Genomic DNA, 23024 nt, shown 5'->3' with positions numbered 1-23024 from the left:
GTTTGAGCATTGCCGAATACCGAAAAGTCAATGTAGCGTGAGATTGAAACTGTCCAAAAAACGTCCGCATCCTCAAATGCCATCGCTAAAGTCCCGATTTGAGTCCCAGGACGTGCGCCTTAAGAGAAATAACTAAAGCCCCTACCAGTGTTTCTCCTGGTAGGGGCTTGGAAGTTGGTAGCGGGGGCAGGATTCGAACCTACGACCTCTGGGGTAACAAGAGCCGTGTCATACTTCCTGCGAACGCCACGGTTGAGCAGTGTCGCCCCCGATACACGAAGGCAGATCTCCCCCGAACTGCCGGCTCCCGTGGCGTTCCTTCGTAAGAGCTTTGCGCGCCGCAGCGCATGCGCGCGATTGTTGACGTGTCACACACTGCAACCTAGTTCCACACGATCTGCACCGATTCAGGGTTAAAGGTCTTGGTGCCGCGCACGCCACGGCGCAGGCGCACCTGGCACAGGGTATTGATGACTCGGCGCTGCACGGCAAGCTCTGCGTTGTCGAAGGCATCCACGGGCGAGGCGTAGCCGGTTGTGTCGAGCAGCGCCGATGCGCCAGCAAGGCGGGCACGGCGCGTTTCGAGTTTCTCGATCTGCGGCTCATAACGGTTTCGCGCGCGCTTGAGGTCACGGGCCTCGATAAGTTCCTCGTCGTAGTCTGCCTGGACGCGGGCGAGCTTTGCGCGAAGCTCAGCGAGTTCGTCGTCGATGGCGCCCACCTCGTCGTCGTCCGCAGTCGGCAGCAGGTCCGCCAGGTCGTCACGGCCAAGGCGGGCGCGGATCACGGCGAGCACAAAATCATCGACGCTATGTGTGCGCACTAAGCCACAGGCGGCGCAGCGGTAGCGGTCGGCATGCGTGCGCACGGGGTTGCCACACTCGTCGCAGACATACAGACCCGAGCCGAGATGGCGGCGAGTGTTCCGGCGCTCCTTGTTGGTCAGCCGGTCGGGATCGTCGAGCACGTTCTGCACGCGCCACCACAAATCGGGTGTGACGATCGGCTCCCACTGCCCTTTCACAGGCTCGCCGGTATCGGGGTCGCGGACGATATGCGTGACACGGCGGTATTTGTTCTTCACGCCTTTGCGCTTGGCCTTCTTATACGTGGAGTAGCCGGCATACACGGGGTTGCGCAGGATCGAGTGCAACGATGTATAGGCCCACGGCTGCGCGTCGGGTACCGGCTTTTCTTCCTGGCCTGCAGCGCGGCGTCGAGCGTTGCGCTCTGTAACCACGGTGTGCATATGGCGTGGCGTGGTCGGAATATCCGGCAAGCCCGGCTGATCGACCCCAGATAAGGCGCGTGCAATGTCGCGCATGGAGTTGCCCCGCTCGACAGCGCGGAACATACCGAGCACGGCGGCGGCTTCGGATGGAATGATCTCGCCGGTGGAGGTGTAGCCGATAGGGCGCACACCGCCGGAGTACCAGCGGCCCTGCTCGGCGCGTTGCTGTTGCGCACGAGACTGGCGCATGCTCTTTCGCTCGATCTCGCCGCGTGCCACGGCTGCTTTGATGCGCGCGTACATTCTGCCGCCGTCGGTGGCAAGGTCAGCATCACCGTTCGCAGTGACGAGTTTCAGCCCCTGCTCCTCTGCCCTGTCGATCCACTCTTCGAGCTGCCAGGGCTGCCGTGTGAGGCGGTCGAGGTCCCAGCAAATGATCGCGTCGATCTCGCCGCGCTCAAAGGACGCCACCATCGCGTCGTAGTCGGGGCGGTCCACGTCCTTCTTCGACGCGGAGATCGACTGATCGACGTAGGTATGCACGACGTCCCAGCCGCGTTGCTCGGCAAGGGCTTCGCAGTCCTGGCGCTGCCGGTCGATGGCGAGGCCGTCCATGGCAGCATCGAGCGAGATACGGAGGTAAATAGCAGCACGTGTTGTCATGCCGCTAACACTAGCGCGCCTCAGGTTACATTGAAACGAAACTCCACCACGTCACCATCGGCCATGACGTAGTCCTTGCCCTCCTGGCGGACCTTGCCCTTCGCGCGGGCCTCGGCCATGGAGCCGAGTTCGTCGAGGTCATCGAAGGCCACGATCTCAGCCTTGATGAAGCCCTTCTCAAAGTCAGTGTGGATCACACCGGCGGCCTTCGGAGCAGTGTCGCCCTTGTGGATCGTCCAGGCGCGGGACTCCTTCGGACCAGCAGTCAGGTAGGTCTGCAGGCCGAGGGTTTCAAAGCCGGCGCGCGCGAGCGTCGACAAGCCTGGCTCGTCCTGGCCGACGGCGGCGAGGAGCTCGGCGGCGTCTTCGTCGTCAAGCTCAAGGAGCTCGGTCTCAGTCTGCGCGTCGAGGAACACGGCTTCAGCAGGCGCAACGAGTTCGCGCAACTCGGCCTTCTTCGCGTCATCGGTGAGCACCCCCTCGTCGGAGTTGAACACGTAGAGGAACGGCTTCGCGGTCATCAGGTGCAAATCGCGCACGAGCGCGAGGTCAATCTCGCCTGACTTGGAGGCGGCGAACAGCGTCCGATCTGACTCCAGGATCTCCTGTGCCTTTTTGGCCTCGGCGGCCTGGGCAGCGATGTCCTTGTCTTTGCGGCCGTCTTTCTCCAGGCGCGGCAAGGCCTTCTCGATCGTCTGCAGGTCGGCCAAGATGAGCTCAGTGTTGATCACAGAGATATCGCTGGCTGGGTCGACGTGGCCGTCGACGTGGATGACGTTGTCGTCAGCAAATGCGCGAACCACCTGGCAGATCGCGTCCGCCTCGCGGATGTTGGCGAGGAAGGCGTTGCCCATGCCCTCGCCCTCGGACGCACCCTTGACGATGCCTGCGATGTCGACAAACGACACCGTCGCCGGAAGAATCTCCGCGGACTCGAAGATCTCCGCGAGGCGGTCCAGGCGTTTGTCCGGCAGTGGCACTAAGCCGACGTTGGGTTCAATGGTGGCAAACGGGTAGTTCGCCGCCAGAACCTCATTGCGGGTCAGCGCGTTGAACAGGGTGGATTTGCCCACGTTAGGCAGGCCGACGATTCCAAGAGTAAGGCTCACGCTGGCCAATCATAACGTACGCCCCGGCTGCCAGTTCAGACTGGGCCGGGGCGCGGCCAGCCGCAGGCTAGCGCGGCTATGGTTACAGCTCGAGGCCGAATTGACGGGCAATGTCACCCGCCTGCCGAGCAAGCGGAACCGCCCTAGCTATTGCGCTGGGAGGAGCCAGAAGAACCGAAGGAGCTGCCATTGCCTTCGCCACCACCGGGTTGTGCAGGGGCTGCGCCGCTGCGGTCGATGGTGAACTCGTCGACAACCGAGTTGTCGGCGACATTGTGCGTACGCACGGTGAGCGTATTCTTGCTCACCTCAATGTTGGCGTAATCCGGGTTGTAGTCCTGGCGCCACACAGCGATCTCCGGGATGGCAAAGTCCTTACCGTAAGTCTGGGAGACATCGGTGAACTCCTTGCGCTTCTTACCGTCGCGGGTGTGGAAGTCGTAGTATTTGCCGCCGCCTGCGGTCGTGGTTGTCATGTAGACGGTCTCATTAGCCTTCGGGCGCAGCACGTCGCCGGGCTTCGGCGTGTCTTCCGGGATGACGGGCTCGGTGCCGTTCATCAGGTGGCTGCGGTTGTACATGTGGTCGTGGCCGTTGAGCACCAGGTCCACACCGGTTTCGGAGAACACCGGCGCAAGGCCTTCGCGCATCTGCGTGATCTCTTTCTCGTGGTAGCGGCCACCGTGGGAGTACGGAGCGTGGTGCATGACCACGATGGTCCAATCCTTGTCCGCGCCGTGGGCAGCGGTAGTCTCGCGCACGAACTGAGACTGCTTTTCGATCGCCCGCTTGCGCTTCGAATCGATCGGCTCGGAGTACTTGTTTCCGGTTTCGTTAGAGTCCAAAACGATGAACAGGGCATTGTTGCGCTCGAAGAAATAGTTCGCGTCACCCGGTTTCGCGTTTGGCAGGTTCCCGTGCTCTTTGAAGTGCTTATCGACGATAGACGTGGGCAACAGCTCGTGATTGCCCTTCGCCATAGCGAGCGGGTAGGACTGCAGCTCTTCAGCGGTAAAGAACGCCTCCCACTGTTTGATCGGGTCACCCCAGCCCTCAGCTTGGTCACCGGCGTGGACGATGAACTGGGAGTCCGGGTAAGAGCCGGTGGCCCGGCGGACCGCAGTGCGCCACGCTTCAGCCTGCTCGTCCACTTTGAGGTTCACACCGATCTGGGCGTCGGACAAGGTGAGGAAGTTCCAGCTGTCTCCTGCCGGCTGGGTGCGGAAGGTCGCCGCTTCGCTCCATCCGCCCTCATCGGAGCCGAGCTGGTAGGTGTACTCGGTGCCCGGCTGCAGACCGGTGACGGTGGCGTGGTTGGCGCGGTAGGCGATGGCGCCGAAGTCAGCCTCCGTAGCGGCCACTTCGTTCACCGTCTCAGGGTTAGCCGTCGGGTAGTACTTCACGAACTCCTGGCCGTTGTAAGCGGTGCGCCAGGAGAAGTTCATATCGGTGGCAGTAGCACCGACGTGCACGTGACTGGACGAGATCGGCCCACCGGCTGCCTGGCTGGATCCTCCAGGCTGACTGGACTGCGCAACAGCTTCTGGTACGGCGGTGAACGACAGACCGAGCGCGAGGGACATCGCGGCTGCGGTCACTTTCAGGGAACGGGCGGGAGTCAGCGACATGGGAGGCCTTTCAGCAAACAGGCGCGGCACGGGAAGAGCAGCGTTCGCAGGCAAGGTATCACGGACGGGGTGTGGTTGCTGGGTGAGCGGGGAGGAATCGTCGATAAGCATTGCTTAGCGGGGCTGCTGGTGCTTCGGGCACAATAGTCTCCGTGACTGAAACGACGAAGGGTGGCGAGGACGCGGGCGCCGCCATGGCCTCCGGTTCCGCGCAAAAGCTCGCGGAGGAGGTCAAAGCCTCCGATAAAGCTAACGCCGGCGACAAGAAATCCCACGAATACGACAACCGCGTCGACCGCGCGGTGGTGTTCAACTCGTGGATGAAATCGACCGCGCTGTTCTCGCTGCGGATGGTGGCCATCTTCATCCTCATCGGTGCACTGGCGTACCTGGTGGGCAAATTCTGGGCCGGCATCCTGCCAATCGTCCTCGCACTGATCGTGTGCACCGTGCTCGAACCCGTGACAAGCTTCCTGCGCAAACACGGCCTCCCCGGTGCGTTGTCGGCGCTGATATCGATGCTGCTGGCGCTGGCTGTGCTGGTGTTCTTCGTGTCGATGATCCTGCCGGACATCATCACGAACTCCCGCGTCCTTGCCATCCAGGCTGGGCAAGGGCTGCAAAGCCTGGCGCTATGGCTGCAGAACCAGGATTCGCTGCCGTTCAGCGTGGATGCGGAGCAGATCAACGAAGTCGTCCAAGACTCGATCACCTGGGTGCAAAACCGCGCCGGCGCGATCGCAGGCGGCATTTTCTCCGGTATCAGCACGGCGACGTCGATGATGATCACCTTCGTCGTTGTCGTGGTCCTCACCTTCTTCTTTCTTAACGACGGCCCCAAGTTCCTCCCCTGGGTCCGCTCCGCCACCGGCGGCCGCGCCGGACTGCACGCCACCGAGCTGCTCACCCGCATCTGGAACACGCTGTGCGGATACATTCGCGCCCAGGCGGTCGTGTCGTTTATCGACGCTGTCTGTATCGGCGTCGGTCTGTGGGCGGTCGGCGTGCCCATGGCGTTCACCCTTGCGGTGATCACGTTCATGGCAGGCTTCATCCCGCTTGTCGGCGCAATTGTCGCCGGGGCGCTTGCCGTCATCATCGCGCTCGTTTCCCTTGGGTTCACCGAGGCGCTCATCGTCCTGGGCATCGTCATCGCCGTCCAGCAGCTTGAAGGCAACGTCCTCTCCCCGCTGCTGCAGTCCCGCGCGATGAACCTGCACCCTGTGGTCGTCTTGGTCTCCGTCACAGTCGGCGGCGGTCTCTTCGGCCTCGTCGGCGCGTTCCTAGCTGTTCCCGCCGCCGCGACCGTTGCCGTGATCTTCCGCTACATGCAGGACATGCTCCAGCTGCACGCCGGCGAAGTCAGCGCGGACGATCTCGAGTTCGCCACCGACGTGGGCAAGGCGCTCGCCGAAGCAGAAGAGCAAGAAAGCGCGGCGCAACGCGATGAGCTCATCGACAACCATGTCTGGAAAGCGCCGAGCATTGACGACGAGCCCGACGCACCCGCCCCCTCCCCCGGCTCAACGCTCGTGCGCCAGTGGAACAAGGTGGCCGCCCGACGCCGCTCCGACAAAGCAATGGACAAGACGGCGGACACGACAGAGGACAAGACCGCCTCAGCGAAGACCGGCGGCGACGGCGCGAACGGCTCGAACGGCTCAGCACGGAAAACTCGCCGTTTCGAACTTCCGTTCGGTACATCCAAGGGTGGCGGCGAGGACATGTCCTAACCGTATGCAAGGGTGAGACACATGAGTTCTGTGTCCCCAGCGCTGACTTTCACCCTTGTCTTCCTCGCGTTCATTCTCGGGCTGCTTGCCGGTGCGGCCGCGATGCACCTATTGCGCCGCCCCGCATCCCCGCCTTCCCAGCCGCCGCGGCAGGATGTGCGGCGGGAGTTGGAGCCGTTGGAGAGGGCCGTCGATAAGCTCGCGGCGCAGTTGCGCGACATGGATGAAGATCGCGCTGTCGCCCACTCAGCGCTCGCCGGGCAGGTGCAGGCCGTGACGCGTGCGAGTTCACGGCTGAGCGATCGCACGGATCAGCTGGTCAACGCGCTGCGCTCACCGAACACGCGCGGGCGTTGGGGCGAGATGCAGCTCGAACGTGTCGTGGAGCTCGGCGGCATGGTCAAGTACTGCGACTTCGATGTGCAGCAAGCAGCGCGTATCGACGGTCAGCTGCTCCGCCCCGACATGATCATCCGGTTAAGCCGCGGCCGCAACATCGTGGTGGATGCGAAAGTGCCGTTCAGCGCCTACCTCGACGCGCTCAACACGGAGGATCCCGAGGAGAAAGCCGGCTATCTGCGCAGGCACAGCCACCTACTGCGGCAGCACGTGGCAACACTCGGGCAGAAAGCGTACGTCGAGGCTTTCGCGCCGACGCCCGAGTTCGTGGTCATGTTCATCCCCGCCGACCCCTTCCTCGACGCAGCGCTCGAGCAAGATCCGCAGTTGCTTGACGACGCATTTGCGCGAGGCGTTGTCATCGCCACCCCCTCCACCCTGTTCGCGTTGTTGCGCACCGTCGGGCTGGGATGGCAGCAAGAAGACATCAACGCGAAGGCGGCCGAGGTGCAGCGGCTCGGTGCGCAGCTGTACACGCGGTTGGGGACCATGGCGGAGCACTACAACCGCGTCGGCGGCTCGTTGGATAAGGCCGTCGAGGCGTTCAATGCCACGCTCGGGTCAATGGACGCCCGCGTCATGGTCACCGCACGCCGGCTGAAAGACCTCGACTTGCCCGGGCGTACGACTAGTGAACCCACCGAACTCCGTGCGGTGACTGCCCGGGCACGCACCGCCAACGGGGAAGAAAGTTCGCACTCCCACGTCGAGTAAAAGCTGTCCGCGCGCGGCGGCACGGTAACATCACACAACGTGTCGCATGCAACGTCCCGATCCTCAACGCAGTCAGACCCGGCAATGCCCGGTTTCTCGACGGGATCCGGCGTGGGCATCATCATCGCGGCCCTTGTCACTGGCGGCCTACTGTCCGTCTACAACGAAGCAATCGGGTGGCCGTTCCTAGCGCTGTTCGCGGTGGCCTCCTTGGTCGTGGTCACGTTTGTCAACCCGCGCGGGCTGTTTCTCATCGTTGCGTCCATCCCGCTGCTGTACACATTGTTTTTGTTGGTAACGGGCACCCTCAACGCGTACTTCCAACTGCCGGAAGGCCAAACATCGCTGGGACGCACCTCTGCCCTGCTCATTTTGTATCCGCTGGTGCAGTTCTTCCCCGTGATGGCAATGGTGACCCTCGGTGCGCTGGTCATCGCGTTGTTGCGCTACCAGCTGCTGAAAAGGCACAACGAAGAGATCCGCCAGCAGGAACAGCGCCAGCGCAGGCAGGCTTCCGAATCGAATCGTCGTACCCAACGTGAGGCGACACGCTTCCGTGAACGGACCACCACGCCGGGCAAGGTCACCGTTGAAGAGCTACTGGCACGAAGCAACGAGCCCTCCGCTTCTAGGCGTCCCGCCCAACGCCTCTCGCCCAGCAACGCACGTTCGAAGGGCCGAGACGAACCCGTGCAGCGCAGCAATGCTCGACGCTCGGACGGGCGTGATCTCCGTCGCGTCAGCGCGCAAGACGGCCGCGACAGTGCGTGGGACAGCCGGGGTGGCGGCCGCGGATCATCTCGGCGGGTCAGCCACCGTCTCCGCGAAGACCTCTACGAAGACTAGCCGCGACTACCCAGCCTGGCGCGGCGGGCGCAGGTCGCGCGGCAGCGCGAAAGTGATGGTCTCGGTGGTCGTGGTGACCTGCTCGACGTTGTCGTAGCCGCGCTCGGCGAGGTATTCCACGACTTCGCGGACAAGAATCTCGGGCACGGATGCGCCGGAGGTGACACCGACCGTCGTCACACCGTCGAACCAGGCGTCGTCTATCTGGTGCGCGTAGTCAATGAGGTGAGCGTCGTTCGTGCCGTTCTGCAGTGCGACCTCGACAAGGCGCTTCGAGTTGGAGGAGTTCTGCGACCCGACGACGATCATCAGCTCGCACTTCTCAGCGATCGCCTTCACCGCGACCTGGCGGTTCTGGGTGGCGTAGCAAATGTCGTCGCTCGGCGGGTCTTCCAGATTCGGGTACTTCTTGCGCAGCAGCGCGACGATCTCCATGGTCTCGTCGACGGACAGCGTGGTCTGCGACAACCACACCAGCTTCTGGTCCTCCGGGAAGTCGGGAGCAGCGTCGACACCCTCGACACCGTCTACCAGGTGCACCACGTCTGGCGCCTCGCCAGCGGTACCTTCGACCTCTTCGTGGCCTTCATGGCCGACGAGGAGAATGTGGTAGCCGTCGCGGGCGAAGCGCTTGACCTCATTGTGGACCTTGGTCACCAGCGGGCAGGACGCGTCGAGAGCAATGAGCTGTCGCTGCTGTGCCGATTCGCGAACGGCCGGTGAAACGCCGTGTGCAGAGAAGACAACGTGCGCGCCCTCAGGCACTTCATCGGTCTCCTCGACGAAGATGACGCCACGCTTAGACAGCGTCTCCACGACGTACTTGTTGTGCACGATCTCTTTGCGCACGTAAATGGGGGCGCCGTACTTCTCCAGCGCCTTTTCCACCGTCTCCACTGCACGGTCAACACCAGCGCAGTACCCGCGAGGGGCGGCGAGAAGGACGTTTTTTCCGGTGCTCGTCATGTGCCCAAGGGTAATGGATGTGCGGGCGAAAAGGTAAGCTGGTCCCGCACAACGGAAGGGGGCTGATGCCCATGGCGGGCGCACAACCGCCGAAGAGCACGCCGGAGAGGCCGTGGTCTGTTTCGCAGGTCAATGACAGCGTCAAGCAGTGGATTGAGCGTTTGGGTTGGCTGTGGATTGAGGGCCAGCTGACGCAGATCAATGTGAAGCCGTCGTGGCGGTTTTCCTACCTGACGCTGCGTGACACGCAGAAAGAGATGAGCATTCAGCTCACTGCGGACACGAAGATGGTGCGCTCGCTCGACGCCCCGCTTAACGACGGCGACCGCGTCATCGTCCTCGGCAAACCCGCCTTCTACGCCGGACGCGGTTCCTTTTCTTTGTGGGTCACGGAGATCCGCCACGTCGGCGAGGGTGAGCTGCTGGCGAAGATCGAGCAGCTGCGCAAGACGTTGGCTGCTGAGGGGCTGTTCGATCCGGCGCGGAAGAAGCCTCTGCCGTTCCTGCCGCGCCGCATCGGGCTGATCACCGGCCGCGGATCTGCCGCCGAGCGCGACGTGCTGTCGGTGGCGAAAGACCGCTGGCCGGCGGTGGACTTCCGCGTGATCAACACCCCGGTTCAAGGTGCCGGCACCGTCCCGCAGGTCGTGGAGGCGCTGCGCACTCTCGACGATGACGAGACTGTCGACGTGATCATCATCGCCCGCGGCGGCGGCTCCGTCGAGGACCTGCTCCCCTTCTCCGAGGAGGCGCTGCAGCGTGCGGTCGCGGAGGCGTCGACGCCGGTCGTCTCAGCGATTGGCCACGAGCCGGACAACCCTGTCTTGGACAACGTCGCTGACCTGCGCGCGGCGACCCCCACCGATGCCGCGAAGCGTGTGGTTCCGGATGTCGTCGCTGAACGCCAGATGCTTGACGACGCCCGCTCCCGCCTCTCCTCCGCCCTGCGCTCCTGGGTCAGGCGCGAACGCCACGGCCTGAGCCAGGTGCGTTCCCGCCCCGCTATGGCGAACCCCCTGACCCAGGTGACGTTGCGCCGCGAGGAACTCGACCGCGCCACCGCAGCCATCCGCCGCGACATCACACGCCTGCTCAAGCAGGAGACCGCCGAGGTCAAGGCCTTGCGTGCACAGGTGTCCGCCCTCGGTCCAGCCGCAACACTCGCCCGCGGCTACGCGGTGGTCCAGGTCCAGCCGCGCGACGGCAGCGAGCCGGAAGTGGTGACCAGCATCGCCCAGGCTCCGCCCGGCTCGCAGCTACGCATCCGAGTTGGTGACGGTTCCATCACCGCAGCCAGCATGGCCGCCACACCCGCCGAATAACAGCTACGCACCCAAGGAGAACCCACCATGGCAGATAACACTTTCGGCCAAGGCACCCCGAACGCCGACGCAATCCCGGCCCCGTCCTCCCTGACCTACGAGCAGGCGCGCGATGAACTGGTTGAAACCGTGAAGATTCTCGAGCTCGGCCAGATGAGCCTCGACGAATCCCTGAAGTACTGGGAGCGCGGTGAAGCCCTGGCCAAGCGCTGCGAAGTGCTTCTCGACGGCGCCGAGAAACGCATCGAACAAGCCCTACAACAGGGCTCCGACGATGAGGAACAGGCAGAGTAAAGCCGCCTTCATCCGGCCCAGCCGACTCATCCGGCCCAGCTGCCTCGGCCGAGGCCGCCGACTCATCGCGTAGCCTCCCTAACCCTCCTTACCCCTCCCCTGACCCGATTAGCTAGAAGCAGGCGACTAGAACGTCCGAAAATCAGGCCCGAAAGGATCATTCCAGTTGTTTGTTTCTAGCTAATCGCGGACGGGGCAGGGCGGGTTGGCCTGGGGCCGGGTTTCGGGCCGGGGGCGCGACTGGGGACGGGTTGGGGTCTGTTGTGAGCTAGTGCTATCGAATTACAGCGGCTCGGAAGCGGCGAACGCTTCAATGAGTTCGCGGAATTCGGCATCGGGCGCGGCACCGGTGACGAGCAAGCGGACATCTTCAAGATCGACGACCCACAGATCGCGCACGTCGTTCACATCGGAGGTGTAAACGGTCGCTGGAAGGTCCGCGACGGTCTCCTCGCGGGAGTGCTCGCGGTACTTCCCGTCGGCTTGCGCTGCCTCATCGGCCGACAGACCGGTTTGGGTCACTTGCAAAAAGCCTTCTTCTGGGGTGACCCAGCCGGCGACGGGGGCGGGGGTGCCGTCGATAAGCGTGCGGCGTGCAGAGTTATTCGTCCACCCCTCCGGCATCTCCGGGAAACGCACCGGGAAATCGGCTGCGCGGGCCTCCATCTCCATGAACGTGCGGCCGTCGACCTCGTGTACTGGGCCGTTTTCTGGGCGGCCCGGATTGAACTCGCACATCCCAGTGAACGCCACCGACAGGATCATCAGGGCAGCAATGAGCACGACATTGATTGCCATGTCCCTGCCGTCCTGGAAAATCCGCGGTTTCTCATCAGCCACGCTTGCAAGTATCGCATGCCCGTTCCGCCCCACCCCAATTGCTCCGGAGCAGCAGGAAAAATGCCACAATGGGCTAATACACGTATCGTTCTGCAACTGCCCCAGGAGGCACAAACCAATGGGTAACCCCGTCGAAGCACCCGACCGCAACCTAGCGATGGAACTCGTCCGCGTCACGGAGGCCGCCGCCCTAGCCTCCGGCCGTTGGGTTGGCCGCGGCAAGAAGAACGAGGGCGACGGAGCCGCAGTCGACGCGATGCGCAAGATGATCAACTCCGTGAATATGGACGGCATCATCGTCATTGGTGAGGGTGAGAAGGACGAGGCGCCGATGCTGTTTAACGGCGAGCGCGTGGGCAACGGCCAGGGTGCCGAGCTCGACATCGCAGTCGACCCTGTTGACGGAACCCGCCTGATGGCCGAGGGCCGCCCGAACTCCATCTCCGTCATCGCCGCCGCCGAGCGCGGCACCATGTACGACCCGGCCGATGCGTTCTACATGAACAAGATCGCCGTCGGCCCCGAGGCAGCAGGCAAGATCGACATCACGGCGCCGGTGGCGCACAACATCGAGGTCGTTGCGAAGGCGAAGGGCATTGAGCCGCGCGACGTTACTGTTGTTGTCCTCGACCGCCCGCGCCACGCCGAGCTCGTCGCTGACATCCGCGCCGCTGGTGCGAAGGTCCGCTTCATCATGGACGGCGACGTCGCTGGCGCTATCGCGGCAGCACGCAACAACAACTCCATCGACATTGCCATGGGCGTCGGCGGCACCCCGGAGGGCGTCATCACTGCCTGCGCCCTGAAGTGCCTTGAGGGCGAAATCCAGGGCATGCTCGCCCCGCAGTCCGACGAAGAACGTGATAAGGTCGTCGCAGCCGGCCACGATCTGACCCGCGTCTTGGGCATCAACGACCTGGTCAGCTCCGACAACTGCTACTTCTCCGCCACCGGCGTGACCAACGGCGACATGCTGCGCGGTGTCTCCTACCGCGCCAACGGCGCTACCACCCGTTCCTTGGCGATGCGCTCCAAGTCCGGAACCGTCCGCCTCGTCGAATCCCAGCACCAGCTGGCCAAGCTGCGCGAATACTCCGTTGTGGACTACTCCGGTCCGAACAACTAAGCTCCGCGCTTTACGACGAAACCTCCCACTTAGGCCGCCCGGTATCACTGGGCGGTTTTCTTATGCAAAAACGACTAACGCGGCCGATCGACGTATCCCCTATTCGGTCTCCTCGGATCGGCAAATCAGGAATAATGGCGGATGTCAGGAGCGGCGCTACCCGCGCCGGAACACGTTCCAACCGCAAAGGATGATTATGGCTGATCAGGAATACCGCATCGAGCACGACACCATGGGTGAAGTGAAGGTGCCCGTGAACGCGCTGTGGCGTGCACAGACCCAGCGTGCCGTGGAGAACTTCCCCATCTCCGGCCGTGGGCTCGAGGCGCAGCAGATCCGCGCACTCGGCCTGCTCAAGGCTGCGTGTGCGCAGGTGAACAAGGACCTGGGCAACCTGGACGCCGAGAAGGCCGATGCCATTATCGCCGCCGCGAAGGAAATCGCTGACGGCCAGCACGACGACGAGTTCCCGATCGACGTTTTCCAGACCGGTTCCGGTACCTCGTCCAACATGAACACCAATGAGGTCATCGCGTCGATCGCGAAGGCGAACGGTGTAGAGGTTCACCCGAACGATGACGTGAACATGGGCCAGTCCTCCAACGACACCTTCCCCACCGCGACCCACGTCGCCGCGACCGAGGCAGCTGCGAACGACCTCATCCCGGCGCTGCAGGTGCTGCACGAGTCCCTGGACAAGAAGGCCAATGAGTGGAAGGAAGTGGTCAAGTCCGGCCGCACCCACCTCATGGACGCCACCCCGGTCACCCTGGGTCAGGAGTTTTCCGGCTACGCCCGCCAGATCGAGCTGGGCATTGAGCGCGTGCGTAACACCCTGGAGCATCTCGGTGAGCTGGCCATCGGCGGCACCGCTGTGGGCACCGGCATCAACACCCCGGCTGAGTTCGGCGGCAAGGTCACCGAGGAGCTGAAGAAGCTCACTGGTGTCGAGCAGCTGTCGGAGGCTAAGAACCACTTCGAGGCGCAGGCTAACCGCGATGGTCTGGTCGAGTTCTCTGGCGCGATGCGTTCCGTGGCTGTGTCCCTGTACAAGATCGCAAACGACATCCGCTTGATGGGTTCGGGCCCGCTCGCCGGCCTCGCCGAGATCCACCTGCCGGATCTGCAGCCGGGTTCGTCCATCATGCCGGGCAAGGTCAACCCGGTGCTGTGCGAGACCGCTACCCAGGTCTCTGCGCAGGTCATCGGTAACGATGCAGCTGTTGCGTTCGCCGGCACCCAGGGCCAGTTCGAGCTCAACGTGTTCATCCCGGTCATGGCGCGCAACGTTCTCGAGTCCGCGCGTCTGCTGGCGAACACCTCCCGCCAGTTCGCCACGAGGCTTGTCGACGGTATCGAGCCCAACGAGGAGCGCATGCGCACCCTCGCAGAGTCCTCTCCGTCGATCGTGACCCCGCTGAACTCTGCGATCGGTTACGAAAACGCCGCCAAGATTGCCAAGCACGCGGTCAAGGAAGGCATCACCATCCGCCAGGCCACCATCGACCTGGGCTTCATCGGCGACGACCTCACTGAAGAAGAGATGGACAAGCGCCTCGACGTGCTGTCGATGGCGAACACCGACCGCAACTAGCTGCCACGGTTTAAGGCTCAGCGTGCTCGCTCGCTGGGCCTTCTTTCATGTCGTTTTTCAGGTGTAGTCTTCGATGAGTGACGGAAACTCAACACGATCAGCACACTGAAGAACACGAGCAGGAAGCCGGCAAACCGAACGTCGGGCTGGTGTTCGCTGCGCTTCTGACGACGATGCTCATGAGCTCGCTGGGGCAGATGATCTTCTCTACTGCCCTGCCGACGATCGTCGGCGAGCTCGGCGGTGTGGAGCACATGAGCTGGGTGATCTCGGCGTTCATGGTGACCATGACCATTGCTTTGCCTGTCTTCGGCAAGCTTGGCGACGGCCTGGGCCGCAAATGGTTCTACATCGGCTGCATCGGGCTGTTTGTCATCGGGTCGACCATTGGCGGTTTCGCCCACACGATGGAGTTGCTCATCATCGGCCGCGCGGTCCAAGGCTTCGGTGCGGGCGGCATGATGATCAATTCGCAGTCGATCATCGCGGAGGTCGTGCCGGCGCGTGAGCGCGGCAAGTACATGGGTGTTATGGGTGCGGTGTTCGGCATCTCCTCGGTGCTGGGGCCTGTTCTCGGCGGCTGGTTCACCGATGGTCCCGGCTGGCGCTGGGGATTGTGGATGAACATCCCGCTGGGCATTTTGGCCATGACGATCTCCGCGATCGTGTTGAAGCTGTCCAAGGGCGACAGGGAGAACTTCCGCTTCGACTGGTTCGGGGCGGTGTTGCTTGCGGTTGCGACGACGTGCCTCATCCTGGCGACAACGTGGGGCGGGCTGCAGTATCCGTGGGGCTCCCCGACCATCCTCGGGCTGCTCGCGGCGGCCGCAGTCGTGGGCGCAATCTTCGTCTTCGTGGAGCTGCGGGCGGGCGATCCGCTCGTGCCGATGCACCTGTTCGACAACCGCAACATGGCGCTGACCACTGCTGCCAGTGTTGTCCTGGGTGTGTCCATGACCGGCGTCATGGCCTACCTGCCGACGTACCTGCAAATGGTCCACTCCATGTCGCCGACGGCGGCGGGCCTGATGATGATCCCGATGGTCGGCGGCATGCTGCTCACCTCCATCGGAGTCGGCGCGCTGATCTCGCGGACGGGCCAGTACAAGATTTTCCCGATCGTCGGCATGGGCATTGTGGCTCTCGGGTGCTTCTTGTTGTCGAGGTTGACGGCGGAGACGTCGTTAAGCGTGCTCGGCGTCTACATCTTCATTTACGGCTTCGGGCTGGGCATGGTGATGCAGGTGCTCATCCTCATCGTGCAGAACTCTTTCCCCATCCGCGTGGTGGGCACCGCGACGGCGGCGAACAACTTCTTCCGCCAGATCGGTATGTCCGTCGGCGCGTCTGTGGTGGGCACCATATTCATCCACAACACGCAAAACAACATGGAAGAACGGCTGCCACGTGCACTGCAGCAGCTCGGTCCAGAAGCCGCGAAGTACACCGACGGCTTCGACCCCAACGCGCTCACGCCGGAAATCATGGACCAGCTACCCGGCCCTATTCATGACGCGATCGCCTCCAGCTACAACGACGGCCTGACTCCAGTGTTCTTGCTGCTCATTCCGCTCGTGCTCGTCGCGATGGCGCTGTTGTTCCCTGTTGAGCAGGTGAAACTGAAGGAAACCGTCGAGTAGTTATTGCCAGCTATTGCTTGCCCGGCTTGGGCAGCAGCAGCTCATAAATGTCGGTGTCGCGCCAGGTGCCGGCCAGCTCGCCGTATGTCATCAGTGCCATCTGGTGGTAGGTGCCCACCTTCACAAACCCGCGCGACTCGTGCAGACCCGCCGAGCCAGTGTTTTCCGGGAAGATCCACGAGTGGATGGACCACTTGTTCAACCCAATGCACGTCTCGATGAGCTTGTCCAGTAGAGCACCCGAGACGCCACGGCCTTTCGCATCGTCGTGGATGTAGATCGAATCCTCCACAACACCGTGGAACACGCTGCGTGTCGACGCCTGCGCTGCAGCAACCCAGCCAAGCACACGGTCATCATCATGCTTTTCGACGGCGACAAACACCGTCTCAATGATCTTGTTCGTAGCGAACTTCTGCCACGTCGGCCCATTCTGTTCGTACGAAGCATGGCCAGTGCCTAGGCCTGCTTCGTAGATGTCGCGGACCTGCGGGTAGTCCTCCGGCCGGATGGGGCGGATTGTGAAATCGCGTTCGGACTCGGGAATCGGCATGGCGACCATCGTACAAGTCACTCCCACAGCACGAAAACCGCGCCGCAGACGCAGGTTAGCGCCCTGCGGCGTGGCTGAGCCCACGGGTTAGGCGTGGTCCTCGAGGAGGTCTGTCACCAGCTCCGCGATCGGAGAACGCTCCGAGCGCGTCAGGGTCACATGCCCGAAGAGGTCCTGGCCCTTGAGCTTTTCAATGACAGCCTGAACACCGTCGTGGCGGCCCACGCGCAGGTTGTCGCGCTGGGCGACATCGTGGGTGAGCACCACGCGGGAGCCGCGACCGAGTCGGGACAGGACAGTCAGGAGCACGTTGCGTTCGAGGGACTGGGCCTCGTCGACGATGACGAATGCGTCATGCAGCGAGCGGCCGCGGATGTGCGTCAACGGCAGCACCTCGACGAGATCGCGCGCTGCGACTTCCTCGAGCACGTTATCGGACACGACGCCCTCGAGGGTGTCGTAGACCGCCTGGGCCCAGGGGTTCATCTTCTCCATCTCGTCGCCCGGCAGGTAGCCCAAGTTCTGGCCGCCGACGGCGTAGAGCGGACGGAAGACGATGATCCGCTTGTGCTCCCCGCGCTCCAGGACAGACTCCAGGCCGGCGCACAGTGCCAGCGCCGACTTACCGGTGCCGGCGCGACCGCCGATGGAGACGATGCCGACGGAATCGTCGAGAAGCAGATCGAGCGCGACCCGCTGCTCAGCGGAACGGCCGGACAGACCGAACGCGTCGATATCGCCGCGCACGAGCTTGACCCCGCCCGAAGGTGCAACACGGGCCAGCGCCGACTTGTTGCCGGCGTTGAGCGTCAGGCCGCAGTGGACCGGAAGCTCACCGGTGTCGATGGCGCAGAAGCCGGTGGCATAAAGCTCGTCGATCTCTTCCCCGGAGACCTCGAGCTCAGCCATGCCGGTGTACCCGGTCAGAACGACATCCTGTGCGCGGTACTCCTGCGCAGGTAAACCAACAGCGCCGGCCTTGACGCGCAGCGGCACGTCCTTAGTCACCAAAACAGTGTCCCTACCTTCCTGCATGAAGTTGTAGGCGCAGGCGAGGATGCGGTTGTCATTCTCCCCGCCGCGCAGGGCGGACGGCAGGTTGTCTTGAGACTGGTGGTTGAGTTCCACGTGCAGCATGCCACCGTCAAGGTTGACGGGCATGGGCTGGTCGAGCCGGTCGTAGTCGGCGCGCAGGTCTTCCAAAAAGCGAAGAGCTTGGCGGGCGAACCAGCCAAGCTCTGGGTGATGGCGCTTCTGCTCGAGCTCCGTGATGACCACGAGCGGCAGAACCACGTTGTGTTCCGCGAACTTTTTCAACGCCCACGGATCAGACAGAAGGACTGACGTGTCGATCACGTAGGTTCTCAAGGCGGTGTGCGCCGTGAGCTGCTCAGGTGCGGAGTCGATCTGGGTAACAGAAGGGTCAAACATGCAATTGCTCCCCTAGTGCGGTTGTCGGGTAGCCAGGACCGTGCTTCGCGGTACCTGACACCTGCCACACTAGGGGAGCAAAGTGGAAATTACATCGATGTAAGGTGAATTTCCGGTTACAGCGTCAACTAGCTGATCTTCGCGGTGAACTCGCCGTTCTCCTCGAGCCACTCGATGGTGCCGTTCTGGAATTCCTGGATCCAGCCGTTGTCGTCGGAGCGCTTCTCCTCAGGCGCGGTCGGCAGGCCGACCTCTGCGTCCAAGCCACCCTCTTCCTTCCAGGTCTTAGAGATCTCGCCGACGACCGGCACAGCGCCCGTCTCCTCGGAGTAAACGATGTTCTTCTCAGCGTCGTACTCGATCAGAGTGGTGCCGTCCTCGCGGGACTCAACGTTGAACGGGTCGCCCCAGTTGCCGCCGCTGTGCTCCTCAGCAGCTTCCTGTGCGGCAGCCGGAACCAGAACAGACTCGCCGTCCTGAGTGGTGATCTCGACGGTCTCGCCGTCCTCACCCTCGCCCTCAGCGTCGGTCTCCTCGGTCACGGTCTCGACATTGGTCTCGGTTGCCTCGACCTCTTCGACGTTGCCGTCAGCGTTGTCAGCATCGTCGGAGCAAGCAGCAAGGCTGGTGGCCAGTGCGAGAGCTGCGACGGAAGCGCCGAGCTTACGGTTAATCTTGATGTTCATAATATGAAGTCCTTTCATAAGCTAACTTTTAAGACCGTTCACCATTATGCAAACTTCACGTTACATACGTTTTCTGCTTCCCCCCTTTTTGGGGTAATTGCGGCGGGATCCCTTGCGCTGGCCACTGCTTTTGCTTTTTACTTTGTGTTTTCGTTTGTCGCCCGAACGATGGTTTCGGTCCCGATTCTCAGCGCTGCTTCTCGACGAGTTCCGCGTCCTTCCCTTCGCCACCCCAACGAAATCCTGGATCGCATCGGAGTCTTCCTCCACCTTCCACACGAGCGCAATCGCCTTTGGCTCATGCGCCGGCTCCCCTTGCAGCTCCGCGACAACGACCTGTTTTTTAGACAGCACTTTCAGCAACGGTGCCGGGGCGAACGCCACTCCCACGTTCGCTGCTACGACTTGGAGCGCCATCCGCAGGTCGTCGGTCGTTCCGTTGGGATAGGTGTAGTTGACGGGCTCGTCGGTGACGTCAATAAGCGAAATGGGCTCCCCGATGTCATAGAGCGAGTCTTTCGGGACAGCGAGACCGGGTTTTTCCTCGTAGAGACGCACGTGGTGGAACTGCTCCCCTGGCTGCCCGATGCGGTCGTCGGGTACACGCATCAGGGCGAGCTGGGCGGCACCGCTGTCGATGAGTTCGAACGGGTCGTCGCTGGGAATCTCCTCGAGTTGGTGGTTTGCGCGGTAGCGGGCGAACCACTTGCCGGGCTCGGTGCCAGTGACGAACGCGAGGCGGAGGGGGCTGGACATGCCACGATGCTACCGTCTGTGGCATGAGCGAAACGCCCTCGAACACCCCGTCCAGCACAGCCATGAAACCGGAAACTGCCGCGAAGAAGCTCGGTATTTACCTTCCGGCAGCACCGCAGGAGTTCCAGGACGGTGCCGTCACACACGCCCAACTGCGCGAACTGCAGATGAACCCGCCGCAGTGGCTGAGTTCCTTGCGCGCCGACGGCCCCCACCCCCGCCCCGAAGTCGCCCGCAAACTCGGCATTTCCATTACTGCCTTGAAGAAGAACGACATGGATAAGCCGCTGACCACTGAAGAGATCCAGGCTCTTCTGGCGGATCAGCCCGCATGGTTGCGTGAGGCCCGCCGGATCCACGCACAAGAGCGCGGCGACGGGCCTGCGGAAGAGTCAAAAGAGCGTTAGAGCATCTTCCAGTCTTCAAGACCCGGGTACAGCGGGTAGTTCTCCGCGAGCTTGGTCACGCGGGCACGCAGAGACTCGACGTCGGCGTTGGTGCCCTGAGCCAGCGCGGTACCGATGATGTCGGCGGTCTCGGTGAACGCCTGTTGGTCAAATCCGCGGGTCGCCAGGGCCGAGGTGCCGATGCGCAGACCGGAGGTGACCATCGGCGGGCGCGGGTCATTCGGGACAGCGTTGCGGTTGACGGTGATGCCGACCTCGTGGAGCAGATCCTCGGCCTGCTGGCCGTCGAGCTCGGAATTGCGCAGGTCCGCGAGCACAAGGTGGACGTCGGTACCGCCGGTGAGAACGTCGACGCCGACTTCCTTGCAGTCGGATGCGGTGAGGCGCTCGGCGAGAATGCGGGCGCCCTCGAGGGTGCGCTCCTGGCGGTCCTTGAACTCCGGCGTGCCGGCAATCTTCAGCGCGGTGGCCTTCGCGGCGACCACGTGCATGAGCGGTCCGCCCTGCTGGCCGGGGAAGACAGCGGAGTTGAGCTGCTTCGCATAGTCCTGCTTCGCCAGGATCATGCCGGAGCGCGGGCCGCCGAGGGTCTTGTGAATCGTGGTGGACACCACGTCGGAGTGCGGCACCGGGGACGGGTGCAGGCCGGCGGCTACAAGGCCGGCGAAGTGGGCCATGTCGGTCCACAGGTAAGCGCCGACTTCATCGGCAATCGCCCGGAACGCCTCGAAGTCGACGGTGCGCGGGTAAGCGGACCAGCCAGCGATGATGACCTGCGGCTTGTGCTCCAACGCCAGCTCGCGGACCTTATCCATGTCGATGAGCATGGTGTCCGGGTCGACCTCGTAGGCGACAACGTTGTAGAGACGACCGGAGAAGTTGATCTTCATGCCGTGGGTGAGGTGGCCGCCGTGGGCCAGGGACAGACCCATGATGGTGTCGCCCGGCTTAATCAGGGCATGCAGCACAGCGGCGTTCGCCTGTGCGCCAGAGTGCGGCTGGACGTTGGCGTACTCGGCTCCGAACAGCTCCTTGGCGCGGTCGCGCGCAATATCCTCGATGACGTCGACGTTCTCGCAGCCACCGTAGTAACGGCGACCCGGGTAGCCCTCCGCGTACTTGTTGGTCAGCACCGACCCCTGAGCCTGCAACACAGCGCGCGGCACGAAGTTCTCTGAGGCAATCATCTCCAGAGTGTTGCGCTGGCGGGAGACCTCCCCGAGGATCTGCTCATAAACATCCGGGTCTAGCTGGGCGAGCTCTTGGTAGCGGAGATCGTCGGTCATCATCGTTCCTTTCGGGTCGAGCCTTCTACGCACACCACAGTAAGCCAACCACCGCCAGCAGTGTAAGAATGGTCCTCATGCCGCGACCAGCAGACCCTAGCCCCTACCTTGATTTGACGCGTGACGCTTGGCGGGAGCGCCGCGCGGAGATGCCGCAGGTGCTCACCGAGGACGAGCTTGCGCGTCTGCGCGGTATCGGCGAGAGCATGGATCTCAACGAGGTCGCCGAGATTTACCTGCCGCTGTCGCGTCTGTTGCACTTGCAGGTTCGTGCGCGCCAGAAGCTCACGGCCGCCACGGAAACATTCCTCGGGGAAAACCCCGGGCACGTGCCCTTCATCATCGGGGTCGCCGGGTCCGTCGCGGTGGGCAAGTCGACCACGGCCCGTGTGCTCCAAGTGCTGCTGGAGCGATGGAAGTCCCACCCGCGGGTGGATCTGGTCACCACCGACGGTTTCTTGCTGCCCACCGCGGAGCTCACGGCCCGCAATCTCACTGGGCGCAAAGGTTTCCCGGAGTCCTATAATCGGCGCGATCTGCTGCGCTTTGTCACCGACGTCAAAGCCGGCCGCGACAACGTCAAGGCTCCGGTCTACTCTCACGACGCTTACGACATTCTCCCTGGCGAGTACCAGGTGGTAGACCATCCAGACATTCTCATCCTCGAGGGCCTCAACGTGCTGCAGACTGGCCCGACGCTGATGGTCTCCGACTTGTTCGACTTCTCCGTCTACGTTGACGCCAAGACGGAAGATATTGAGCGCTGGTACATCGACCGCTTCATCAAACTCAAGAACACAGCATTCCAAGAGCCAGGCGCGCACTTCGCCCGCTTCGCCCCGCTTTCTGACGAAGCCGCCGCCGCCGAAGCCCGCCGCATCTGGCAAACCATTAACCTGCCGAACTTGGTGGAGAACATCCTGCCCACGCGTGTCCGCGCATCGCTGGTGATGTCGAAGGCGGCGGACCACTCCGTGCAGCGCGTCCGGATGCGGAAGATCTAGCTACTTGCCGAAGCGGCGCGAGCGCTGCGAGTAATCTCGCAGAGCGCGAAGGAAGTCGATCTTGCGGAACGCCGGCCAGTACGTATCGGTGAACCAGATCTCCGAGTAGGCGGACTGCCACAGCAGGAAGCCAGATAGCCGCTGTTCCCCTGATGTGCGGATCACCAGGTCCGGGTCGGGCTGGCCGGAGGTATAGAGGTGCTTCGAGAGGGATTCGACACTGACATGGTCCGCGAGCTGCGCCGCAGGCACACCCTCATCCACCTTGGCGCGGATGAAGTGCTGCACCGCGTCGACGATCTCCTGGCGGCCTCCGTAACCGACCGCGATGTTGACCACGATGCCGTTCTTCGCCTCCGTCGCCGCCGCTGCCGAACGCATCCGCTGCGAGACTTTCTCCGGCAGCAGATCCAGATGCCCCACGAGCCGGATGCGAGCTTCAAACTCGTCGCTGCACAGTTCATCGACGACGCCGGAAATGATGTCGTAGAGCAGCTGGACTTCTTCCGCTGTGCGCGAGAGGTTCTCGGTGGAGAGCAAGTAAATGGTCACCACGTCGACGTTCATTTCAGCCGACCACGCGACGAGCTCCGCGATCTTCGCGGCCCCGACACGGTGGCCGTGCGCGATATCTGTGAATCCAGCCTCGCGCGCCCAGCGGCGGTTGCCATCGGCCATGACGGCGATGTGTTTCGGCTGGTTCTTACCCTGCAGCTCATGCTTCAAACGCCGTTCGTACAGCGGATACAGAATTCGTTCAAGCAGGGCCATGGCACTCATCCTAGCGCGCGCAGCC

At 63.0% G+C, this 23024-nt stretch carries 21 protein-coding genes; 10 read left to right on the top strand and 11 right to left on the bottom strand.

The window, feature by feature from the left end:
- Positions 1–382: 382 nt before the first annotated feature.
- The 3 genes from KBX07_RS09040 to KBX07_RS09030 form a co-directional block, all read right to left on the bottom strand.
- Positions 383–1894, bottom strand: coding sequence for a recombinase family protein (locus KBX07_RS09040; RefSeq protein WP_256023857.1), 1512 nt, complete (start codon positions 1892–1894; stop codon positions 383–385).
- Positions 1895–1914: 20 nt separating this feature from the next.
- On the bottom strand, positions 1915–3003 hold the full coding sequence (gene ychF, locus KBX07_RS09035) for a redox-regulated ATPase YchF (protein WP_256023855.1): 1089 nt from the start codon (positions 3001–3003) through the stop codon (positions 1915–1917).
- A 143-nt stretch (positions 3004–3146) separates the two neighbouring features.
- Entirely contained in the window at positions 3147–4742 is a 1596-nt protein-coding gene (locus KBX07_RS09030; RefSeq protein WP_256023854.1) for a metallophosphoesterase family protein, read from the bottom strand.
- 41 nt (positions 4743–4783) lie between these two features.
- Here KBX07_RS09030 and KBX07_RS09025 point away from each other — a divergent pair, with 41 nt between their 5' ends.
- Genes KBX07_RS09025 through KBX07_RS09015 form a run of 3 tightly spaced genes read left to right on the top strand, consistent with a single transcriptional unit; the run spans position 4784 to position 8323 of the window.
- Positions 4784–6364 (top strand): AI-2E family transporter, encoded by a 1581-nt coding sequence (locus KBX07_RS09025; protein WP_370687284.1) that lies wholly within the window; start codon positions 4784–4786, stop codon positions 6362–6364.
- A 21-nt stretch (positions 6365–6385) separates the two neighbouring features.
- Positions 6386–7477, top strand: coding sequence for a DNA recombination protein RmuC (locus tag KBX07_RS09020; RefSeq protein WP_255995708.1), 1092 nt, complete (start codon positions 6386–6388; stop codon positions 7475–7477).
- A 39-nt stretch (positions 7478–7516) separates the two neighbouring features.
- Positions 7517–8323 carry a DUF6542 domain-containing protein gene (locus KBX07_RS09015; RefSeq protein ID WP_256023851.1) on the top strand — a complete coding sequence of 269 codons (807 nt, stop codon included), beginning with the start codon at positions 7517–7519 and terminating at the stop codon, positions 8321–8323.
- A gap of 6 nt (positions 8324–8329) precedes the next feature.
- Here KBX07_RS09015 and KBX07_RS09010 read toward each other — a convergent pair whose 3' ends face one another.
- Positions 8330–9289, bottom strand: a complete 960-nt coding sequence (locus KBX07_RS09010) for a 4-hydroxy-3-methylbut-2-enyl diphosphate reductase (RefSeq protein ID WP_256023849.1) — start codon at positions 9287–9289, stop codon at positions 8330–8332.
- 65 nt (positions 9290–9354) lie between these two features.
- Here KBX07_RS09010 and xseA point away from each other — a divergent pair, with 65 nt between their 5' ends.
- Both xseA and KBX07_RS09000 read left to right on the top strand, forming a co-directional pair.
- Positions 9355–10611: an exodeoxyribonuclease VII large subunit gene (xseA, locus tag KBX07_RS09005; RefSeq protein WP_005291068.1), complete on the top strand. Its 1257-nt coding sequence runs from the start codon at positions 9355–9357 to the stop codon at positions 10609–10611.
- A 27-nt stretch (positions 10612–10638) separates the two neighbouring features.
- Positions 10639–10905 (top strand): exodeoxyribonuclease VII small subunit, encoded by a 267-nt coding sequence (locus tag KBX07_RS09000; RefSeq protein ID WP_256023847.1) that lies wholly within the window; start codon positions 10639–10641, stop codon positions 10903–10905.
- A gap of 282 nt (positions 10906–11187) precedes the next feature.
- Here the strand turns inward: KBX07_RS09000 and KBX07_RS08995 are convergent, their stop codons facing one another.
- On the bottom strand, positions 11188–11745 hold the full coding sequence (locus KBX07_RS08995) for a DUF4245 domain-containing protein (RefSeq protein WP_256023846.1): 558 nt from the start codon (positions 11743–11745) through the stop codon (positions 11188–11190).
- Between the two features lie 118 nt (positions 11746–11863).
- Here KBX07_RS08995 and glpX point away from each other — a divergent pair, with 118 nt between their 5' ends.
- The 3 genes from glpX (at position 11864) to KBX07_RS08980 (ending at position 16105) form a co-directional block, all read left to right on the top strand.
- Positions 11864–12871: a class II fructose-bisphosphatase gene (glpX, locus tag KBX07_RS08990; RefSeq protein WP_256023844.1), complete on the top strand. Its 1008-nt coding sequence runs from the start codon at positions 11864–11866 to the stop codon at positions 12869–12871.
- 196 nt (positions 12872–13067) lie between these two features.
- Positions 13068–14465 carry a class II fumarate hydratase gene (locus tag KBX07_RS08985; RefSeq protein ID WP_256023842.1) on the top strand — a complete coding sequence of 466 codons (1398 nt, stop codon included), beginning with the start codon at positions 13068–13070 and terminating at the stop codon, positions 14463–14465.
- Between the two features lie 77 nt (positions 14466–14542).
- Positions 14543–16105, top strand: coding sequence for an MDR family MFS transporter (locus KBX07_RS08980; RefSeq protein ID WP_256023840.1), 1563 nt, complete (start codon positions 14543–14545; stop codon positions 16103–16105).
- A gap of 10 nt (positions 16106–16115) precedes the next feature.
- Here KBX07_RS08980 and KBX07_RS08975 read toward each other — a convergent pair whose 3' ends face one another.
- From KBX07_RS08975 to KBX07_RS08960, 4 genes are all read right to left on the bottom strand, one after another.
- Positions 16116–16667 (bottom strand): GNAT family N-acetyltransferase, encoded by a 552-nt coding sequence (locus tag KBX07_RS08975; RefSeq protein WP_005291087.1) that lies wholly within the window; start codon positions 16665–16667, stop codon positions 16116–16118.
- A gap of 78 nt (positions 16668–16745) precedes the next feature.
- A complete protein-coding gene (locus KBX07_RS08970) occupies positions 16746–18089 on the bottom strand; it encodes a PhoH family protein (protein WP_005291089.1) in 1344 nt (447 codons plus the stop codon).
- 128 nt (positions 18090–18217) lie between these two features.
- The gene (locus KBX07_RS08965; protein WP_005291091.1) at positions 18218–18775 is read right to left on the bottom strand and encodes an LGFP repeat-containing protein; all 558 of its coding nucleotides are present in this window, start codon (positions 18773–18775) and stop codon (positions 18218–18220) included.
- Between the two features lie 60 nt (positions 18776–18835).
- Positions 18836–19531, bottom strand: coding sequence for a substrate-binding domain-containing protein (locus KBX07_RS08960; protein WP_256023838.1), 696 nt, complete (start codon positions 19529–19531; stop codon positions 18836–18838).
- A gap of 23 nt (positions 19532–19554) precedes the next feature.
- On the opposite strand from KBX07_RS08960, the gene KBX07_RS08955 reads away from it, so the two are divergent.
- The gene (locus KBX07_RS08955) at positions 19555–19938 is read left to right on the top strand and encodes a DUF5997 family protein (RefSeq protein ID WP_255995721.1); all 384 of its coding nucleotides are present in this window, start codon (positions 19555–19557) and stop codon (positions 19936–19938) included.
- On the opposite strand, the gene glyA is transcribed toward KBX07_RS08955, so the two are convergent.
- Entirely contained in the window at positions 19935–21224 is a 1290-nt protein-coding gene (gene glyA, locus KBX07_RS08950) for a serine hydroxymethyltransferase (RefSeq protein WP_040423798.1), read from the bottom strand. The two genes, KBX07_RS08955 and glyA, sit on opposite strands and share 4 nt — an antisense overlap.
- Before the next feature lie 77 nt (positions 21225–21301).
- Here glyA and coaA point away from each other — a divergent pair, with 77 nt between their 5' ends.
- On the top strand, positions 21302–22228 hold the full coding sequence (gene coaA, locus KBX07_RS08945) for a type I pantothenate kinase (protein ID WP_040424583.1): 927 nt from the start codon (positions 21302–21304) through the stop codon (positions 22226–22228).
- Here the strand turns inward: coaA and KBX07_RS08940 are convergent, their stop codons facing one another.
- Entirely contained in the window at positions 22229–22999 is a 771-nt protein-coding gene (locus KBX07_RS08940) for an isoprenyl transferase (protein ID WP_256003476.1), read from the bottom strand.
- Between the last annotated feature and the right edge of the window lie 25 nt (positions 23000–23024).

Source organism: Corynebacterium sp. CCUG 70398, assembly GCF_024454055.1.
Taxonomy (GTDB): domain Bacteria; phylum Actinomycetota; class Actinomycetes; order Mycobacteriales; family Mycobacteriaceae; genus Corynebacterium; species Corynebacterium genitalium.
The sequence above is the reverse complement of the archived record's forward strand: the minus strand, read 5'-3'. Positions and strand labels throughout refer to the sequence as shown.

What these genes read in the sequence shown, in the direction of transcription:
- KBX07_RS09040 (WP_256023857.1), bottom strand. Translation starts at nt 1,894, where the DNA reads ATGACAACACGTGCTGCTATTTACCTCCGTATCTCGCTCGATGCTGCC.
- KBX07_RS09030 (WP_256023854.1), bottom strand. Translation starts at nt 4,742, where the DNA reads ATGCTTATCGACGATTCCTCCCCGCTCACCCAGCAACCACACCCCGTC.
- KBX07_RS09020 (WP_255995708.1), top strand. Translation starts at nt 6,386, where the DNA reads ATGAGTTCTGTGTCCCCAGCGCTGACTTTCACCCTTGTCTTCCTCGCG.
- KBX07_RS09010 (WP_256023849.1), bottom strand. Translation starts at nt 9,289, where the DNA reads ATGACGAGCACCGGAAAAAACGTCCTTCTCGCCGCCCCTCGCGGGTAC.
- xseA (WP_005291068.1), top strand. Translation starts at nt 9,355, where the DNA reads ATGCCCATGGCGGGCGCACAACCGCCGAAGAGCACGCCGGAGAGGCCG.
- KBX07_RS09000 (WP_256023847.1), top strand. Translation starts at nt 10,639, where the DNA reads ATGGCAGATAACACTTTCGGCCAAGGCACCCCGAACGCCGACGCAATC.
- glpX (WP_256023844.1), top strand. Translation starts at nt 11,864, where the DNA reads ATGGGTAACCCCGTCGAAGCACCCGACCGCAACCTAGCGATGGAACTC.
- KBX07_RS08985 (WP_256023842.1), top strand. Translation starts at nt 13,068, where the DNA reads ATGGCTGATCAGGAATACCGCATCGAGCACGACACCATGGGTGAAGTG.
- KBX07_RS08975 (WP_005291087.1), bottom strand. Translation starts at nt 16,667, where the DNA reads ATGGTCGCCATGCCGATTCCCGAGTCCGAACGCGATTTCACAATCCGC.
- KBX07_RS08970 (WP_005291089.1), bottom strand. Translation starts at nt 18,089, where the DNA reads ATGTTTGACCCTTCTGTTACCCAGATCGACTCCGCACCTGAGCAGCTC.
- KBX07_RS08965 (WP_005291091.1), bottom strand. Translation starts at nt 18,775, where the DNA reads ATGAACATCAAGATTAACCGTAAGCTCGGCGCTTCCGTCGCAGCTCTC.
- KBX07_RS08960 (WP_256023838.1), bottom strand. Translation starts at nt 19,531, where the DNA reads ATGTCCAGCCCCCTCCGCCTCGCGTTCGTCACTGGCACCGAGCCCGGC.
- KBX07_RS08955 (WP_255995721.1), top strand. Translation starts at nt 19,555, where the DNA reads ATGAGCGAAACGCCCTCGAACACCCCGTCCAGCACAGCCATGAAACCG.
- glyA (WP_040423798.1), bottom strand. Translation starts at nt 21,224, where the DNA reads ATGACCGACGATCTCCGCTACCAAGAGCTCGCCCAGCTAGACCCGGAT.
- coaA (WP_040424583.1), top strand. Translation starts at nt 21,302, where the DNA reads ATGCCGCGACCAGCAGACCCTAGCCCCTACCTTGATTTGACGCGTGAC.
- KBX07_RS08940 (WP_256003476.1), bottom strand. Translation starts at nt 22,999, where the DNA reads ATGGCCCTGCTTGAACGAATTCTGTATCCGCTGTACGAACGGCGTTTG.